Raw genomic sequence first — 19430 nt, 5'->3', positions numbered from 1 at the left:
GGGATTAACTGAAACTGCCGTTTGGCCGTTCAGCGGGGAGTTATTTGGCATTATCGTCCTCATGATGTGGCAAGGTGCTGTGGTGGGCGTTGGCAATATCAAGCGTAGCCGCAGAGATCAGCGAAATCGCCTGTACCGGACACACCGACACGCAAGCGCCACAGCCCGAACAAAGCGCAGCATCAATAACCGGTGGGCTAACCCCACCGAGTACCGGTGTAAAACGAATGGCTCGCGGTTCGCAGCCATCCTGACAACTGCGGCATGTCACGCTGTTGTGGGCCAAGCACGTGCTGCTAATTTGCGGGGAGAGCTGCCAGGCAAGTGCGGTTGTTGGAACAAAGGCATTCGCCTGACAAACCTGTACACACGCCTGACAAAAAGTGCATTCGGCACGGCTGAAATCTACTTTCGGAAAACCGCCATCACCCACCACCAGCACGCCTGTCTCGCACGCGCGTACGCAATCACCGCAACGCGTACAGGCAGCCGTAAACGCCGCCTCATTTTTTGCCCATGGCGGGCGAAGAGGCGTATCATGTTGTATCGTTTCACGGCGAAAACGGCCGCGGAAAAATTGGCGACGAGTAAGCTCTGTTGGCATTCTCTTCTTTTAATGACCCGAATGTTGCAACAAACAGGGAAAACTGGCAGCGTAAGGTAGAATGTTATTCCATAGAGTATAATTACCCAAATTAGGTAAATAAGTGTGTGTATTGTTTAAGATCAATAACTTTGTGTAAAAAACCGCCAGTAATAATGCGTTAGATCACAAAATCAAAATCGCAATGTGTATACCAATAACTGATTATATGCATATAAACCTATATCTGCTGTCAGAGAACGGTATTCCCCCTGTGTATCTTGCTAAATACCGCACATTCAGCGATAGAAATCTGCCATCTCCACGCTAAAATAGCTAAGATAAACCCCTAGGAACTCCCCTCTGACATGAAGCAGACCTCTGTTGCTCGCACTATTGATCGCAGCCTAATTGGTATTGTGATGCTATCTATGCTCTCAACCTTGCTTGGGCTGATGACTCTGGTCAGTAGTTTAAAAGATGCCGAAGCGATCAATATTGCTGGATCATTGCGAATGCAGAGTTACCGTATTGCTTATGATTTACAAACCCATTCAGATTCACTGCCTGAGCATTTGACACACTACCAACAATCACTCGTTGCACCTTCGCTTATCCGGCTTGATAGCCCATTAACACCGCATCCACTACGGCTAAGTTATCGCTCGCTCTTGAAAACATGGCAGCAAATTCACCACCAAATCAATCAACACCAAAATCAGCACTATCTTGATCAAATTGTCGATTATGTCAGCCAAATAGACCACTTTGTGTATGAGCTACAACGCTTTTCTGAAATTAAATTAGCCATTGCAGGTATTACAGGCAGTATTGGTTTTATTGGTATTGTGTTTCTTGCACTTTTCACTATGTTGTTTACCCGCAGGCAAATTATTGCCCCACTAGATAAATTAATTGCGGCCAGCAAAGAAGTGCAAAACCAGCAATTTGCTCATCAACCTTTAGCCGTTAATCTAACGAATGAAATGGGTGGGTTATCGCGTACATTCACTGCTATGTCGACAGAATTGAGTAAGTTATATCGCTCTCTTGAAGAGCAAGTAGCAATGAAGACACAAAGCCTCACACATGCAAACCGCTCTCTTTCTGTGTTGTATGAGTGCTCACAAATATTGAATGTCACACAAGTTGATCAACCCACACTTGAGCAATTACTGGATAAAGTGCGGCACGAAGAGCAGTTACACGGTATTCAACTTGAAGTGATTGAGCACTCTACTCAACGCTGGATATTACAGCGCGGTGAAGCACAAACCTCTAGCACTCACCAATCTCAACCACTGTATATGAATGATCATATATTGGGGATTTTACACTGGCAATGTGCGCCACAGCAGTGCCCAGATGTGCGTTTAATGGAAAATATCAGCCGCATGATTGCACGCGGGTTATATTTCAGCCGGCTGCAAAAACAACAACAGCAATTACTGTTAATGGAAGAGCGCGCGATTATCGCCCGCGAACTGCACGACTCTTTAGCACAAGCGTTGTCATTTTTACGCATACAACTGACGCTGCTTAAACGCACCTTGCCGCATGATCAGGCAAAAACCTATGCGATTATTGCAGATTTTGAACAAGCACTGACCGATGCCTACCGGCAACTGCGTGAACTACTGGCCACATTCCGCCTGACGGTTCAAGAAGCAGACCTACATCAAGCACTTGAGCAGATCCTCGCGCCGTTACAAGCACAAACCTCTGCGCACATCAGCCTTGATTGTCGCCTACCTTCACAGGTATTAACCGCTCAACAGCAGGTGCATGCACTGCAAATTGTTCGTGAAGCCGTACTTAATGCGATAAAACATGCGAATGCCCATGTTATCCGTGTCAGCGGACACATCGCCGACGATGGCTGCAATATCCTGAGTATTGCCGATGATGGCATAGGTATTTGCAGCACAGAAGAACCTGAAGGCCATTATGGATTAAGTATTATGAGTGAACGAGCAACCCGCTTAGGAGGGGAGCTTCGTATTCAACGTACCGAACCACATGGCACAGAGATTCAACTCACCTTTCGGCACCACCCAGCACATCCTCATTAGATTAGCGGTAATCTTTAGCACTTTGAGTTACATTACCGCCTACTTAATGAGGATAATAACACCATTAACGCAGTACTGAAGGTAACGTCGTGACCGAACAATATACCCTTTTGATTGTTGATGATCACCCGCTGATGCGGCGTGGAGTTCGCCAGCTTGCTGAACTTGAGCCGATATTCTCTGAAATCCGCGAAGCCAGTAATGGCAGTGAAGCCATTGCATTGGCTCATGCTAAGCAGCCTGATATGATCCTGCTCGACCTGAATATGAAAGGCATGTCAGGGCTTGATACACTCAAAGCATTACGCCATGAAAATATTGATAGCCGGATTATTATCCTAACAGTTTCTGACTCACGTGCTGATATCTATGCACTGATCGATGCCGGTGCTGACGGTTATTTGCTAAAAGATACTGAACCCGATTTATTGCTGGAAAAACTGCAGCAGGCAGCAGAGGGAAAAACCGTTTTCAGTGATATTGTGTATGAATATTTGCAGTCAAGAAACGATAACCCAGCACCGCTGGCCGGGCTAACCGAACGTGAGCTCGATGTGCTTAAAGAGGTGGCACTTGGCCAGTCAAATAAGCAAATTGCGCTGCAACTGCACATTTCAGAAGAGACTGTAAAAGTGCACATCCGTAATATGCTTCGCAAGTTAAATGTCAGGTCACGGGTTGCTGCTACGGTATTATATCTAGAACAACGCGGTAGTTAATAAGTGCTATTACAGCCATAAAAATAACCCGTGGTTAAGGGCTGGCACAATATAGCGTTGCTAGATCCTTAACCTAAGGTTAGGCTATCTACACACGATGATGTGCCTTATTTAATTGCAATAAATCCCATTTGTTTCCATAAAGATCTTGAAACACAACTACTATGCCATACTCTTCAATGCGCGGCTCTTCATTAAAAATCACACCATGAGTTTTCATTAACTCATAATCTCGCCAAAAATCATTTGTTTGCAAAAATAAGAACACACGGCCTCCAGCCTGATTACCGATACACTGAAACTGTTCTTTTGTACTCGCTTGAGCAAGCAGCAAATGTGTGCCATTAGAATTTGGTGGTGAAACTTGAACCCACCGTTTACCAGCCCCTAAATCGGTATCTTCACACAACGTAAACTGAAGTTTTTTTGTATAAAACTCAATGGCATCATCATAGTTTTCTACAACTAAGGCGATATTGCCAATGTGCTGTTGAATGGAAGTTGACATGTCAGTATCTCAATAAATTTGATAACCCGATTTTACACAGCTTCAGTATTTTTCGATAAAAGACATAACAGCCTATAACAAGAAAGTCAGCGCCTAGCTCTACACTGAAAGCTGACTTAATGTGCCATTTGATACTGTTATTTAATGGTATCAATCAATAGAGATGTTCATTTCCAGATAGACGCTGATATCGAGGCTATAATCTAAGGCTGATCAGATATCAACACCGTTTGAATTTCATCGAGGTGATCAGCAACCCACTGTGCCTCTAATGGCCCCCAGTTTTGCAACTGATAATAACCGTCATTATTACGAATACCATCTTGCACAAAATGGACTTCAACCCCTAACCCGTGCAAAGCTTTCATTGCATCTTGCAGTGTGCGGCGTGGCCAGCCGGTTGTCGTCATTAAAAAAGGGATATTTGGCCGCTCAGTTGTGGCTAATAAATGACATAAATACAAACGGCGGGCAAAAACAGAATTTAGACGCATAATGCACTCCTTGGCAAACATCATATTTGCCATTATTCCACCGCCTGATCATCTCATACGTATTAAAATCCCATAACTGTGATCCAATAAGAATTTTACTCGCGCTTTAACCCCCTCTTTACCTACATAGCAAGCTCGCGGTATAACGTCTGCATAAATACACGGGTATTTCCCTTTTGGGTTTCTCAAACTATATACACTATCGTCTAAAACAAAATGGGTGTAAAAATGGGTGTATTAGTGGCTATCACGTAAAAGTAAAAAAAGAGACAATCTCATGTGTGTGATGTACGGAATAAAAAACTGCGATACCGTGAAAAAAGCCCGCCGCTGGCTTGATGATCACAATATTGCCTATCGTTTTCACGACTACCGTGCTGATGGCCTTGACGCTGATTTACTCAACACATTTGTGGAACAACTCGGCTGGGAAGCACTGCTCAATACCCGAGGCACAACGTGGCGAACGCTGTCTGACAGCGATAAAGCAGATCTCTCTGTAGAAAAAGCCTGCGTGCTAATGCTACAACATCCAGCTATGATCAAACGCCCGCTGTTGGTCTACCAAAACCTTACTGGCAGCCAACCGCAATATCTACTTGGTTTCAAAGATACGCTGTATCAAGCAACATTTGCAGGCTAATGCCCGCCAATTATTGGTAGGTAGAGATGATAAAACGATAAAAAATGCAGGCTAAAAACCGGCCTGCATTCCTACATTTTACAGGGAGAGTACCTGCACCATGACAACCGTTGTTGATTTAGCCAGTGAATTGATTCGCCGCCGTTCAGTCAGCCCTGATGATGCCGGCTGCCAAACACTGTTGGCCGACCGTTTAGCCGCCGCAGGTTTTACCCTTGAGTGGATGCCCAACGGTGATACCCTCAATCTGTGGGCCAGACGCGGCACCGCACGCCCCTGTTTCACCTTTGCCGGACACACCGATGTTGTGCCAAGTGGCGATACAACCCAGTGGCAGACCGACCCTTTCACGCCTACTCTTCAAGACGGCATGCTCTACGGACGCGGGGCGGCAGACATGAAAGGTTCACTGGCCGCAATGGTGATTGCCGCCGAGCGTTTTGTGCAGGCAAACCCCGATCATCAAGGTTCGTTAGCATTTTTGCTGACCTCAGATGAAGAAGCCAGCGCGGTGAACGGCACGGTTAAAGTTGTCGAAACGTTGATGGCACGTGATGAGATGATTGATTACTGTCTGGTTGGTGAACCATCAAGCACCACACAAGTGGGTGATGTGGTGAAAAATGGTCGCCGTGGTTCAATGACCGGCAATCTGTATCTAAAAGGTGTGCAAGGGCATGTTGCCTACCCACATCTAGCCGATAATCCGGTGCATAAATCGCTGACCTTTTTGAATGACTTGGTCAATATTGAGTGGGATCAGGGCAATGAATTTTTCCCGCCAACCAGTTTGCAAATAGCCAACGTGCAGGCAGGTACAGGCAGTAATAATGTGATCCCCGGTGAACTGTATGTGCAGTTTAATCTGCGTTTTAGCACCGAAGTGACTACCGCTCAAGTTCAGCAGCGGGTTGCAGATTTGCTGGCACAGCACGATTTACCCCATACACTAACATGGGCTATCTCTGGCCAACCGTTTTTAACTGCACAGGGCCAACTGGTGGATGCAGTGACTACAGCCATCCAACACTCAACAGGCATTACTCCACAATTGCTGACCACTGGTGGCACATCTGATGGGCGCTTTATTGCCCAAATGGGCAGCCAGATTGTTGAATTGGGGCCAGTTAACGCCACTATCCACAAAATTAATGAGTGTGTGCGGGTTGCCGATCTGGAACAATTAACCGATATGTATCAGCATACACTGGAGAATTTACTGTTGTGATCACCGCGTTTGACCCGCTCTGTTTAACTGGAAAGAGCCGCCGGCATTTGCAACCGCTGGATAATCACCATGCCTTGCAACCACAAGCCTGTACCGCGTTCATTGCACTGCAACAGGCAGCCAAGCAGCAGGGGTTCAACCTGCAAGCAGCCAGCAGTTTTCGTGATTTTGCCCGCCAGCAGACTATCTGGAATGCAAAATTTTCCGGTCAACGGCGGGTACACGATGATCAAGGGCAAACAGTGAATGTGCTGACACTGGATGAACTGGCTCGCTGCCATGCCATTTTACGCTGGTCAGCGTTGCCAGGAGCGAGCCGACATCACTGGGGAACCGAGATTGATATTTATGATCCCGACTGTTTACCGGTTGGGCAACATTTGCAACTCGAACCGTGGGAGTATCAAGATGGCGGTTATTTCAATGATCTGACGCTCTGGCTGCTCGATGCACTGCCACAATTTGATTTTGCCCTGCCTTTTACCCATGATAAGGGAGGGATAGCGATAGAGCCATGGCATATCAGCTATCTGCCACTGGCTGAAAAACTGGCTCAACAACTGACGCCACAATCTCTCATCAATGCATGGGAACAAGAAGATATTGCAGGAAAAACAACCCTGATCACACACCTTGATACGCTGTTTGAACGCTATATTCGCTAAAGATCTCCTCTTTCATCAAGTGGATTTCTATTGATAGCGATACCGGTTCAATACCTTATGATTTGCTCTTTAATCACCATAGCGATTTAGTCACTATCGTTATTTAAGAAGAGTAATCATTTAAAAACTATCGTTATTTAAAACCTACGGCGCTATTTAAAACCTACGGTGCTATTTAAAACCTGCAGTGCTGTAAAAACAGTAATCACTCACAACAATGGCTATTGAAACGCCATTGTTGTGTAACAGCTTATGCCCACTTGTACTCAGCTACGGGTTCATTGCATTTTTGCTAAATTATCAGCAATCAGGCAACAATGCGTCACAAAACAACAAGGGATGGTATTTATGGCACTGCTTGCTGACATATTTTCCTATAAATGGCTCATTATTATTACTGTGATTGCCATTATTGGTGGCAATCTGGCGTTGTTAAAAGCAACCGCTCACATGAAAATGCCGAAAGGGAAGCCCTATCCTCCTCCACGCACACCCTATGACAATGATGAAGATAACGACCAAGATGATGATAATTGGGGATATAATTCGCAAAAAGAGGCAAAAATAGAGCCTGCATGTGTAAAAGATACGCTGCGAGATCTTAATACCTTATCAGAGATAAACGATGCTTCTCTGATAAAAAATGCAACCACTACGCAACAAACTAAAGTCGGTAGGAAAGAAGATCACAATCGTAACAATGGCCTACAATAACTTCAGCAGTACGTCACGTTTCTGTAGGAATCCCTCTTTTAACCACAGTGAAAGTGGCTATTCTTAGAGCACTTATTACAACAGGGAGGACATGAATGACTTACCACGATGAGTATGAAAAAGCAGTTGCTGAATATTCAGAAAATCAGTCAGCAATGCCTCTTACTCCTGATGAAACGCCCGTTACTGAATCTATAATGTAACGGTTTTATCTTTCCAGCGCACTGTCTCCTCCTTATTTCCTACAGTGCGCTGACTTTTCTTTTATCCCATGTCATCCACCTCCTTACAATAAGCTTGTATCCTATCAGGTGATTTTATTTTCGTTATCTTATGGCCTTTTTTTTCAAACCCACTTCAACTCACCTGACTCTAGTTCTGCAGCAACTTCATGTCGGCATGCACGTAACCATGCTTTGTAATTCAAGTGTTTTTCACTGTATGGCTGTAATAATGCCTCTTTTAACGGGTATGTGGGCAACAAAATACCTGAACGCAAATTTGGTAATGCTGCCACAGAAGCTTTAAGCAATCGACATAGCGAAGGCCAACTGGTTTCAAGTGTACGATGAGTATATGCAAACCCCTCTAGTTCACGCCGGTCAGCCGGTGACAGTAGCCAGTCAGGTTGTGCGCTGAGTGCCAAGGGAAGATGCGCGTTGGTGGGAAAATCCATCCAATCACTGGCAGCAATCAGCGGCCAACGGTGAGCTAAGTCTGCTTGTGCGTGCAGACATAACTGCGCGCCTTGTGCTGAACACGCTTTTAGCGCCATCGCCGCATAACAGCCGCTACTAGCCTCTTTTTGTGTACCAATACGAGCCAGAACAAAGCCACAGTGCTGCCAAAACAGCCAAAGTTCCGGTGTAAAACCAAAGCTGACCGACACAAAATCAAGCCCCGATACCGCAGCATGCTCAACCACCTGATCCACCAGCTTGGCCGCCAGCCCTTGCCGACGGTAATCAGGCGCAACCGCAATCCGGCTGATCCGTACTGAGTTCAATTGGCAGGCTTGCGGTAAATCTGCGTGTGCAGCCAGTGATTGCACCAGTAAATTCCCACGCGGACGGCGCTCTCCCCGCCAAACCGCCTGTGCCAGTTCAGCACTTAACCCGCCCTCATTAATTAGCCAAACACCGCCAAGTAGTGTAGGTGTGGATACTGAACCTGTTTTATCTACTGTCTGACACTCGGCCAAAAGAGAGTGGTTATCTGACGCATCCAATAACCGCCGTAAATCCAGCGGCGTGGTGCGGTAGTGCGCACTGGTTAGCAACGCATAAAAACGCTTCAGGCGTTCAGGTTGTTGTCTGAAATCTGCGGTGATACAGCGGTTATACTCAATCAAATCAGGTAATGCCGCCGGTCTATCACCGAGTGCTGTGGCCGCAAGGTTTATTTCATGCTCGGCCTCCAGCAACAGCAGATCGGCAATGGTCTGCTCTAGCGGATCACCCGCTGCCCAGCGCATCGGTTGTTGTAGTCGCAACGCCTGCCAGTGATAACCTTGCTGGGCGAGCCCTGCACAAAATTTCAGCTCAAAACCGCGCCCCGTCCCCTCATACCCCTGAACTGTAGTTAACAGCAATATTCGCGGGAAAAAAGGCAGCAATGCCTGTAACAACGGTGCGGGTATCGCTGCCGCTTCATCAACCAGTAACCAGTCTGTTTGTGCAAAAATCTGTGAGCGACCCTGTTGCTGACAGTGTGCTAATAAAGCATCAGGAGCATAAAACTCGGCATGCTCAGTTGCATACAAAAACAGTGTATCAACGGAAGCACGCTTAGGTGCTGTTACCCATACTTTACCGCTACCTGACCAGTTAGCCGCCAACATTCCTGCCACAGCAGATTTTCCCCGACCACGTGCGGCCGTCAGGCTCAATATCCCTGATGTAGTAGCCAGCAAACGCTGCAAAACATCCCGCTGTTCTGTGGTCGGTGTGCCATCTGGCGGCAACCATTGCACCGGTGATTTAGCATATGCTGATGTATTACTTTGTGACCACGCTGTCAGCCATGAGATAGAAGGAAGCGATATAGCGGTAGATTGTGTGTTAGCAGACTGTATACCGGTAGGCTGAGAATCTGTAGTTTGTCTCTCAGTGAACGGAGCGGCAGTAAATGGAGCGGTATTCAATAACACATCGGCCACACGCTGTTCACGCTCATTCTCCTCGCACCAACAAAAAACAGACGACTGTGCAAAAACACGCTGGCAGTGTGCCACAAAATGCGGTGTTGCAATCGGTGAAGTCTGTTCTGACCAGCGTAAGCTATCGCTATCAGGCGTGGCAGCCCACTCAGCCCAGCGGGGCAGCAGCAAAACCAACCAGCTTCCTGCGGTTAATGTTCCGGCCACAATTGCCAATGCCTGTACATCAAATCCGGCACGGGCATCAAACACTGCATGCTGAAACTCCTGCCCAAGCAGAGTTTGTGCAGATCGAAACACCACCTGCTCAGGCATCTTAAGCCAATCCCCCCGCAATCGTTGTTGTATCAACAAAGATTGCCTATCAACCCAATCAGCTGAACCACTGATCACCAATAAACGGCGATGACCGGCCAAATGCAGCCGTGCCGTTTCCGCCACACTCTGCTGTAACCATTGTGGGTAAGCAGTATCAGGCATATCAGAGATAACAGCGTTTGGTATCACAAACTGGGGATCAGAATTGACAGGTGTAACCATGCGGGAATAACTCGGTGATGGATTCATAAAGGTAATTCATGCAGATATTGCATATTGCCTGCATGGAGATCTGTTTATTATGCAGAGGTGGCGGAAAAACTGCACCTGAAACAGAAAAAGAAAATCACGGGCAGAGGTTGTCTGCCCGTGATTTGGATTGTAGTCACCAAACGTGGTGCGCTATATCTCGGCTAACCATTGCGTTAGCCGTTGAACTAGCCATTTGGTTTGTAATAACCGTTCCTGAGATTTATGCCAGCGGGCGCGCTGGTTATGCCCGCTGGCGCGTTTCACGCTTATCGGGCAACCCCTTTTCCCGCAACACACGAATACTCACCTGATGCGTTTTTCTATCATTATGTAACTGAACACCCTCGTGCGGGCTGGCAACACCATCAATGGTTATCCCTGCATCGCTATCTACCTGCGATACAATGATCAAATACAGCGTATCTTGATACTGGTAACGCAGGCTATAACTCTCCCACTCCTCCGGCAAGCACGGTTCAATCAGCAAACGTGTACCACTGCGGCGAATACCCAGCAGTGACTCGCTCATCAAACGGTACATCCAACCGGCAGAACCGGTATACCATGTCCAGCCACCGCGCCCTGTATGAGGCTCAACTGCATAAATATCGGCAGCGGCCACATATGGCTCGACCTTATATTGTGCTACCTGTGCCAGTGTTTTACCGTGGTTAATCGGGTTTAGCATGCGGGTTAACTCCCAAGCCCGCTCTTTATCCCCCAACTTGGCAAAAGCCATGGTTGCCCACACCGCCGAATGGGTGTATTGGCCACCGTTCTCACGCACGCCGGGAACATAGCCTTTGATATAACCGGGGTTGAGTGCCGCCTGATCAAACGGTGGGTCAAGTAACTGAATAATATTTTGTGGCCGTCTGACCAGATGGGTATTGAGCGAGTGCATCGCCAAGCGGCTACGTTCAAGTGCAGCCGACTCTGACAATACCGACCAGCTTTGTGCGATAGAATCAATACGGCACTCGATATTACTTGCTGAACCGAGCGGTGTGCCATCATCAAAATATGCACGGCGATACCATTGGCCATCCCAGCCTGATGTCTCTAAATTCGCCTGTAACTGCTGGGCCTGATCTAAACAGAGTGCGGCCATGTGCAGATCATCAGTTCGTTCAGCCAAATCAGCAAAGCGTTGCAATACATCGTACAGGAAAAAGCCCAGCCACACGCTTTCCCCTTTCCCTTCAATTCCGACCTGATCCATACCGTCATTCCAGTCTCCCGACCCCATTAACGGTAAACCATGTACGCCAAAACGCAGACCGTGCATCACCGCACGAACGGCATGTTGGTAGAGGCTTTCACTCAGCTCACTGATCTGCGGAGCATCGTAATATGACTCTTCACCTTCTCTGAGGCTGCGCCCTTGTAGGTAGTGAATGGGCTCGTGCAAAATGCTGATATCACTGGTGCTGGCTACATAATGGCACAACACATACGGCAGCCAGAGGTAGTCATCAGAACAGCGAGTACGCACCCCTTGCCCCATTGGTGGATGCCACCAGTGTTGTACATCGCCCTCGGAAAACTGGCGAGATGCAGCCAGCAGTAAATGCTGGCGTAACAGTTGCGGAGCCGCATGAACCAGCGCCATACAATCTTGCAACTGATCACGAAAACCAAATGCGCCGCCTGATTGATAATAACCACTTCGGGCTTCAAAACGGCAGGTCAGGGTCTGGTACAATAACCAACCATTGAGCAGCAGATCGAGCTCTGGCTCCGGCGTTGTTACTTGCAGTGCACCCAGCGTGGTGTGCCAGAAACATTGTACGGTGGCAAATTCCTGATCAGCATGTGCTACCAGTGTCATCGTGCTGTCAGCACCTATCCCACGTAAATGCTGTAAAAGTGCCACGGCCTGCTCTGGTGAGTCTTCTGCCCCCAGCATAAACACCACTTCACGCTCTTCACCCGCCAGTAGCATCAAGCTAACTTGCAAAGCGGCACAAGGGTCAACGGCACCGGTTTTACCGTTGCTACTGGCCGTATTGCCTGTCCCCTGAGTCACAAATGCGGTATTCAACCCAACCGGCTGACTTTCACGACCCAATGCACCTAAAAATGCGCGCCTGTCAGTACAGAGCGTACGCTCAGGTAAGTTGACATCAAAAAAGACCGTGCGAGTATCCCCCGATTGGTTATAGCTGTTCCGTGCCAGTACCGCACGGGTTTGCGGTTCAACCGACGTGACTACGTGTGCCGCAGTTTTATTTTTCAGATCACCTAAAATCCACTCAACGAATCCGGTAACACTCAAACGCCGACGCTCCGTTGAACGGTTAATCAATTTCAGATGGAAGAATTTTACTGGCCGTTCACGCGCGACAAACACACGCAACTCAGAGGTAATTCCGCGCTCGGTATGCTCAAACAAACTGTAACCAAACCCGTGTCGGGTACGATACTCCCCCGTACCGGGGCAAGGTAATGCCGTTGGCGACCAAACTTGCCCACTGTCTTGATCACGAATATAGAAAGCCTCACCGCTGCTATCACTCACCGGATCATTATTCCACGGCGTTAAGCGGTATTCGTGCGCATTTTGATACCACGTATAGGCTTGCCCGCTTTCACTGATCACTGAGCCAAAACGTGGGTTTGCCAGAATATTTGACCATGGTACTGGCGTTCTCCGCTCTTGATCGAGCAGCATCACATACTCACGGCCGTCTGTGCTAAAACCGCCTAATCCATTAAAAAAGCGCAGATCACTCTGGGGATAGTGGCAGACCGGTTCACTCTCTATTTCTCTTGCAGGCGATATATTTTCAGGGATATCAAGCTGACGAGGGAAAGATCGAGCAACACTGAGCTGATCGGGTAGCGATCCGAACTGATCGTCAAGAATCAGCGCGGCAACCGACTGTAATAAACGCCGATCATCTGCCGGCATCGCCTGACTTGCGCGTAAAAAGACCCCAGCGGGTTGATCAATACAGCTTGCAGCAGGGCCTGAGGTGAGTAGGCTGCCTAAGTGAGTTTGCAGCTCTTGCCGATAACCGGCCACCTCTTCGTTCAATATCACCAAATCAAACGCAAAACCTTTCAAGCGCAGATAGGCATGCGCTTGTACCAACTGTTGCATCAAGCGAACACCGTCTGCTTGGTGGATAAAGAGCAACACGATAGGGTAATCGCCCGAAATGGCATACGGCCATAAGCCCGATTGCCCCAACCGATTCTCAGCCAGTATCTCGGCAGCAGCACGTAACCGTGCATCAGGGAACAGAATCAAGCCAGCCAAGCGATTAAACAGCAGCGTTTCAGTTTCAACGGTGTTGATTTGATGCAGAAAAACCTGACTGTGTGTCCACGCCAAATGGGTAATTCGGTCGGCTAAATGCCGATCATGGTATTTTTCAGCCAACTGCAAACAGAGCTCACGTTCCGGCGCAATACCTAGCAGTAGATCGACTGTAACCTCGGCATTAGGCTCGAGTACTATTTTCCGGCGAATCGCCACGACCGGATCAAGTACTGCACCTTGTGAATTACTCAACACTTGCCCTGCCTGCATCGCTAACGGATTTACCGCACTGCGGCCTCGGCCAATAAATTTTGCCCGATCAGTTTCATAACTCACGCCATCTAGCACTGAATCATGCACATTTAACTGATGAAACAGCCATGGATTTTGCTCTTTTGCAGTACGTGCCCGGCGATGACAAAGCAGCGTTTGCAGCCCACCAACAATCTCGGTTTGCATAAACAGATTACTAAATGCAGGGTGTAACTGATCGGTAATCAGTGGAGCAAGCACCACCTCCGCATAGCTGGTGAGCTCAATTTTTTTACGCTGATAGCTCAGGTTTGTCAGGGTAATTCGGCGTAATTCAACGTCATCTTCCGGTGAAACCACCACTTCGGTATGTACTTTCAACTGTGACAATGCTTGTTGATATTCGACCTTTGACTCTGAAAATACGGCCTGATAGTCGCTATCAAACAGTTCCGTTGTTACCCCAAGTGGCTGGCAACTGATACTGCTATAACTGCCTGTATCCAGATCACGGATATAACAAAATAACCCGTATTTCTCGGTGGTTGAGTCGGCCCGCCAGCGAGTGAGCGCCAGATTTTGCCACCGGCTATAACCGGCACCGCTCTGGCTTAACATCACATGATAGCGTGAGTTTGAAAGCAACTGGATTTCAGGCGAGCTCAGATCTTGTGCATAGAACCGCCGCTGCACATCATCACTGTGCTGAGTCTCATGAGTAATGGGCTCAAATTGTTGGCGTTGTACGTACAAATTAATGGCTTTTGGCATTTTTTCTTGCAGCAACAAATGTGCCGCTCTAAACAGCGGTTCAGCAGTAAAACGCTGCGGCATTTTTTGGCCAAGTAATTGATGAGCCAGTGCTAAAAAGCCCATTCCCTGATGATGAGCCATATAGGAGCGAATTAGCACATGTGGCTCACTACGGTTTAACCGGCTCGGGGTAAAATCCAACGCTTCATAAAAACCAAAAGTACCGCGAGCGCCGATCGCTTGCAGCGCCTGAAGGTTCTGACAAGCCGCATCAGGCTCAAGCATTAATGCCATCATAGTGGCATACGGGGCAATGACCCGATCTTCGGTCAAACCGCGTTTTAGCCCTAAGCCAGGTACACCAAATGCGCGATATTGATAGTTAAATTGCCCGTCAACTTGGTTATAACCTGATTCTGAGATCCCCCATGGGATCATCATCTGCTTACCGTAACTGATCTGCTGCAATACAGCGTTGCGGCAAGTTTGAGTAATCATCGTATCGTGATAAGAAGGCATCACCAACTGCGGCATCAGATATTCAAACATCGAACCGCTCCATGATGTCAATACCGCTCGCCCTTCAACCACTGAAAGCAACCGCCCCAAGTTAAACCAACTTTTTACTGGAATTTGGTGTAGTGCAATAGCCAGAAAATGCCCAAGCCGCGCCTCTGACTGTAAAAGATCATAATGCCCCTGATCAAAATGACGAGAGTCAAGGTTATAACCGACCCGTAATAGCTGCTTGGCAGGATCAAACAAAAACTCAAAATCCATTTTGGCAAAATCAAAGAGCCGTGCCGCAAGCTGGGTAATCTGTGCATTTTGTTGTAGCAGTTGCTCCTGACTTAGCGCCAGCTCTTGCTGTATATCCTCAACCTGCTGCACTAAAGCCTGTGACCAGCGGCGAGCAACATGGCTACTGTAGGTATCTTGAATATAGAGATTAAGTGCGAAAGCCTGTTGGTACAGATCGCCAAACCAAGTATGCGCAGAATCACAATCGGTAATACGGTGAGTAAGATCATCAACCAACGCTGTTTTTAGTGCGCTAATCTGCTGCTCACATATTGGCGATGCCCTGTCAGACAGTGCTCGACAAAGCAAATTCAGTGTGTCTGTCATTCCCTGCATAGCAAGCTGTAAACGTGCAATATCAGGGGCCGAATGCAATACGCTATGTTCGTTGTGTTGTACGGAGTCATGTTGTAATGGCGCGCGCAACGCCAACAATCCACGACGAAGGATCAGCAAATGTCCAGCCAAGTTACCGCTGTCTACTGTCGAGATATAGCGTGGATACAGTGGCCTGAGTGTTTGTGTATCGTACCAGTTATAAAAGTGACCTCGATAACGCCCAAGTTGATCAAGTGTATTGAGTGTTAATGTGCAACGTTGTAATAGGTTATGGCGGGTAATATAACCAAAATCAAATGCCGTTAGGTTAGCTAACAACAATAATCCAATATTGGTCGGCGAGGTACGGTGAGCAACGACAGGTTCAGGCACTTCCTGAAAATTATCGGGTGGCAGGTAATTTTCATCTGCATTGACGAACGTTTCAAAAAAGCCCCATGTTTCACGGCTCAACTGGCGTAAATAGGCCTGTTGTGACATATCCAGCGGTATATTTTTACGCGTAATGGGCTGACTGATATAAGCTAATAACGCAGGTGCAACCAACCAGCCAACACCGAGTAAAAGAGCAATTAGACTATTATGTGGAGCAAACCACCAGACCATCGCAGGGATCAGCAGCGCACATACCACCGAGAACCACATCCGACGATAGAAGATACTGACTTCGTTTTTTGCATTTTGCTGTGTAACTTCCGCTGTAGTCCACTCTAATAATCGGACTCGGCTCACTAGCATTCGCCAAAGTGCGGTTGTTATCGCGTTGGTTTGGTAATGCGCTTCAAAAGGTAATAACAAAAGCTCAATACTGCGCTGAGATAGACGAGAGAACATCTGTTTCACGCTCAAACGCCAGTATTGATATAAAACAATCTCAGTTGGCATCGCTGCTATATCAAGCAATAACGCCATGAGGGGTAATCCAACAAGTAATGCGGCCAATAAAACAGCCACAACAAGCGGGGAACACAACAATAAGCTACTCAGTAACACAACGAGTGTCGTTATCGGTACGATACTACGTCGCAGGTTGTCAAACAGTTTCCACTGTGATAATGCCGATAAGGTATTGTGCTCATACTGGCCTTGTGTGTTGCGCAGCTTACGGCGTAACCATGGAAATAATTGCCAATCTCCTCTGATCCAACGGCTACGACGAGCAACATCAACCAGATAGTTTTCAACCGGCGGCTCATATAGCGTAATATCACTGATCAAGCCAGATCGGGCGTAACAACCTTCAAGTAAATCATGGCTTAATACTTGATTATCTGGCCAGCGATCAGACAAGACACGCTCAAATACCGCCAGATCGTAAATCCCCTTACCGATAAAAGAGCCTTCACCAAACAAATCTTGGTATACATCAGAAACAGTACGGGTATAAGGATCAAGCCCTGACTCTGCGCCACAAATTTGGGTATATCTATTTGGCCCCTGTTCGGGGATCATCTCTGCAATACGTGGCTGCAAAATAGCATAGCCAGTAATTACCCGCTGACAAATAGGATCATAAACAGCCTGATTCAGTGGATGGGCTAAAGTACCAATGAGTTGGCGTGCTACACCGGGTGGAAGTTGGGTATCGAGGTCTAGAGTTATCACATAACGCACATTACTCAGTACTGCACGTCGCCCAGTTATACTGTCAAAGGCATCAGCATTACGCCCTAATAAAAAGGCATTCAGTGCAGCCAATTTCCCACGTTTACGCTCATAGCCCATCCAGCACTGCTCACCGTTATTCCAGCGTCTGTTACGGTGAAACAAAAAAAAGACGCTGCTACGCGTATCATCATTAATTCGCTGGTTTAAATTCAATATTTGCTGTTTAGCGTGTGCCAGTAGAGCACCGTCTTCAGGCATAACTTGTTGTGGCGCATCAATAAAATCTGTTAACAATGCAAAATGCAAATAGGCATCTGGGTTAGCCAGATACCGAACCTCCAGTGCGGCAACCGCCTCATCAATCTGAGCCTTGCTGCGCAATAGCATCGGCACAGCAACTAAAGATCGGCACTCAGGTGGCAGCCCTTGTGAATAATCCACTTTTGGAAGATGTGCCGGACGCACCTGCCGCGTCAGCAGTTCGTTAATCAAAGATAATGCTAACTGACTAAATGCGACTAAACCGCTAATACCCAGTACTGCCTGTAATAACCAATGAACAGGGCGACTAACCAATGCCATCAGCCCTACGGGTAATATTGCCCCTACCACAATAGCCAAAATATACGCGTGTAGCGCATACTTTTTTAACGTTTGGTGTAAAATAGCACTTACACCTCGCCGAATACCGAGCATCACCTCAACGAAAGCAAGACCATCACCAATCAGGTAGTAGCCAACGTGAGTATGTCTATCATCTGTTGCACAGCGTAATGCTGCTTGCTCTGCCAACTCTAACACCTTACGAGCAACAACCGGTTCACTGCATTTATCGCGGCTTCCACGTGCTAAACGTTCAATAACATGCCGATAAGTATCACGAGTAGTAAAATCCATTTTCGCATACACACCACAAGGGTCTGTGCGTAAAATGTGCTCAGTCACACTCATTGTTTCAACAAACTCAAGCCAGTTCATCTCCTCTAAACGGCGTAAGCTACTTATACAGTTACTGATTGATAATTGGCGAGTAGACTGTAACTGGGCTTGTGTTTGTATCGCTAACTCAATGGTTGTACCTTGCTCTTGTAAGCGCAACGTTAACCAGTCTGTGGCCAGCGTTAATGCAGCACCTTTTCCTTGCAAACGGCGAGTAAATTCAGCAACAAAACTACTCGTTAAGGGAAGCTGTGCAGCCGCCATTTCTGCTACTGCCTGCAACTGCTGATCTGAAGATGCTTGCGCTACACTCAATAAACGTTCGGCCCAGAGAGTCGCCAGTGAGACCTGTTGTATATCCTCTATCTGACACAGTGCAATGCGGCGTAAGTTTTCAATCAGTGCAAGGCGTAACATAATAGGCAGTGCCCACAGCTCACCTAAACTTAGATCAGATAACGTCTGATAAGCACTGATAAAACCACTAAAACTGTCGGCATCCCAATGGCCATCACTGTGTGCAATCGCTTCTAATGCAATATCATAGACCCGTGGAATACCTTGCTGATTAGTATTGCTTAAACGTGGTAATCCCCGCCCATATTTTTTAGGTAAGCTCTGGTGAATTAAATGAATTTGCTCCTCAACCAGATAGTAGTTATCAAGTAACCACTCTCCGGCAGGGGATAATTGCTGAGTTTGTGTTGAGGCTTGTAAGAGTTGGCAACAGCGCACCAAAACCTGTTCGTTATCTTCTAAACGCTTTAATAGCCGATCAGGGTATGCTTGTGTTGTGATTTTGTGCGATCGTGCCAGCACTTTTCCATGGCGCACCATTTGCTCGACACTAAAGAGTTCTGCCCGTAATGGTGTATTTTCTTGCAAACCGGCTGCTTCTGGGTGTTGCCAATGTTTCCAGCGATTTACCCACGTGTGTATTACTGAAAAAAGATTCTCACTCACGATACAGTCCTGTTATCAGTGCGAGTTAACCTAAACCTCGCGGCTGTAAGAAATGACAGCAATATACATTCACGTCCATACACTGAACGCCCTGTTGTATAACTATAGGCTACAAATGCTTAGTACGTCGGCACACAGAGAATTAATACTTTG

Annotated in this window: 11 protein-coding genes; 6 read left to right on the top strand and 5 right to left on the bottom strand. The window is 47.3% G+C overall.

Features of this window, described 5'->3' with window-relative positions; all coding sequences use genetic code 11:
- Positions 1–40: 40 nt before the first annotated feature.
- Positions 41–604: a ferredoxin-type protein NapF gene (gene napF, locus ACRC53_RS07525; RefSeq protein ID WP_438642875.1), complete on the bottom strand. Its 564-nt coding sequence runs from the start codon at positions 602–604 to the stop codon at positions 41–43.
- Between the two features lie 347 nt (positions 605–951).
- Here napF and narQ point away from each other — a divergent pair, with 347 nt between their 5' ends.
- Positions 952–2655 (top strand): nitrate/nitrite two-component system sensor histidine kinase NarQ, encoded by a 1704-nt coding sequence (gene narQ / locus ACRC53_RS07520; protein WP_438642874.1) that lies wholly within the window; start codon positions 952–954, stop codon positions 2653–2655.
- A gap of 89 nt (positions 2656–2744) precedes the next feature.
- Complete coding sequence (locus ACRC53_RS07515) at positions 2745–3374, top strand: response regulator (RefSeq protein WP_438642873.1); 630 nt, start codon at positions 2745–2747, stop codon at positions 3372–3374.
- An 88-nt stretch (positions 3375–3462) separates the two neighbouring features.
- On the opposite strand, the gene ACRC53_RS07510 is transcribed toward ACRC53_RS07515, so the two are convergent.
- Positions 3463–3882, bottom strand: a complete 420-nt coding sequence (locus ACRC53_RS07510) for a VOC family protein (protein ID WP_438642872.1) — start codon at positions 3880–3882, stop codon at positions 3463–3465.
- Positions 3883–4085: 203 nt separating this feature from the next.
- Complete coding sequence (locus ACRC53_RS07505) at positions 4086–4376, bottom strand: helix-turn-helix domain-containing protein (RefSeq protein WP_438642871.1); 291 nt, start codon at positions 4374–4376, stop codon at positions 4086–4088.
- 277 nt (positions 4377–4653) lie between these two features.
- Here ACRC53_RS07505 and ACRC53_RS07500 point away from each other — a divergent pair, with 277 nt between their 5' ends.
- From ACRC53_RS07500 to ACRC53_RS07485, 4 genes are all read left to right on the top strand, one after another.
- Positions 4654–5019 carry an ArsC family reductase gene (locus tag ACRC53_RS07500; protein ID WP_438642870.1) on the top strand — a complete coding sequence of 122 codons (366 nt, stop codon included), beginning with the start codon at positions 4654–4656 and terminating at the stop codon, positions 5017–5019.
- Between the two features lie 100 nt (positions 5020–5119).
- Positions 5120–6247 carry a succinyl-diaminopimelate desuccinylase gene (gene dapE, locus ACRC53_RS07495; protein WP_438642869.1) on the top strand — a complete coding sequence of 376 codons (1128 nt, stop codon included), beginning with the start codon at positions 5120–5122 and terminating at the stop codon, positions 6245–6247.
- On the top strand, positions 6244–6912 hold the full coding sequence (locus tag ACRC53_RS07490; RefSeq protein ID WP_438642868.1) for a M15 family metallopeptidase: 669 nt from the start codon (positions 6244–6246) through the stop codon (positions 6910–6912). Before dapE ends, ACRC53_RS07490 begins: the two co-directional genes overlap by 4 nt.
- A 348-nt stretch (positions 6913–7260) precedes the next feature.
- On the top strand, positions 7261–7626 hold the full coding sequence (locus tag ACRC53_RS07485; RefSeq protein WP_438642867.1) for a DUF2897 family protein: 366 nt from the start codon (positions 7261–7263) through the stop codon (positions 7624–7626).
- A 346-nt stretch (positions 7627–7972) separates the two neighbouring features.
- Here the strand turns inward: ACRC53_RS07485 and ACRC53_RS07480 are convergent, their stop codons facing one another.
- Together ACRC53_RS07480 and ACRC53_RS07475 are read right to left on the bottom strand one after the other, a co-directional pair.
- Positions 7973–10351, bottom strand: a complete 2379-nt coding sequence (locus tag ACRC53_RS07480; RefSeq protein WP_438642866.1) for a tRNA(Met) cytidine acetyltransferase TmcA — start codon at positions 10349–10351, stop codon at positions 7973–7975.
- 244 nt (positions 10352–10595) lie between these two features.
- The gene (locus ACRC53_RS07475; protein WP_438642865.1) at positions 10596–19277 is read right to left on the bottom strand and encodes a GH36-type glycosyl hydrolase domain-containing protein; all 8682 of its coding nucleotides are present in this window, start codon (positions 19275–19277) and stop codon (positions 10596–10598) included.
- Positions 19278–19430: the final 153 nt, after the last annotated feature.

The sequence above is a fragment of the Plesiomonas sp. genome, from assembly GCF_051652165.1.
Lineage (GTDB): Bacteria > Pseudomonadota > Gammaproteobacteria > Enterobacterales > CAMTGL01 > Plesiomonas.
Note: the sequence above shows the minus strand (reverse complement) of the source record. Positions and strands in the feature narration are given on the sequence as shown.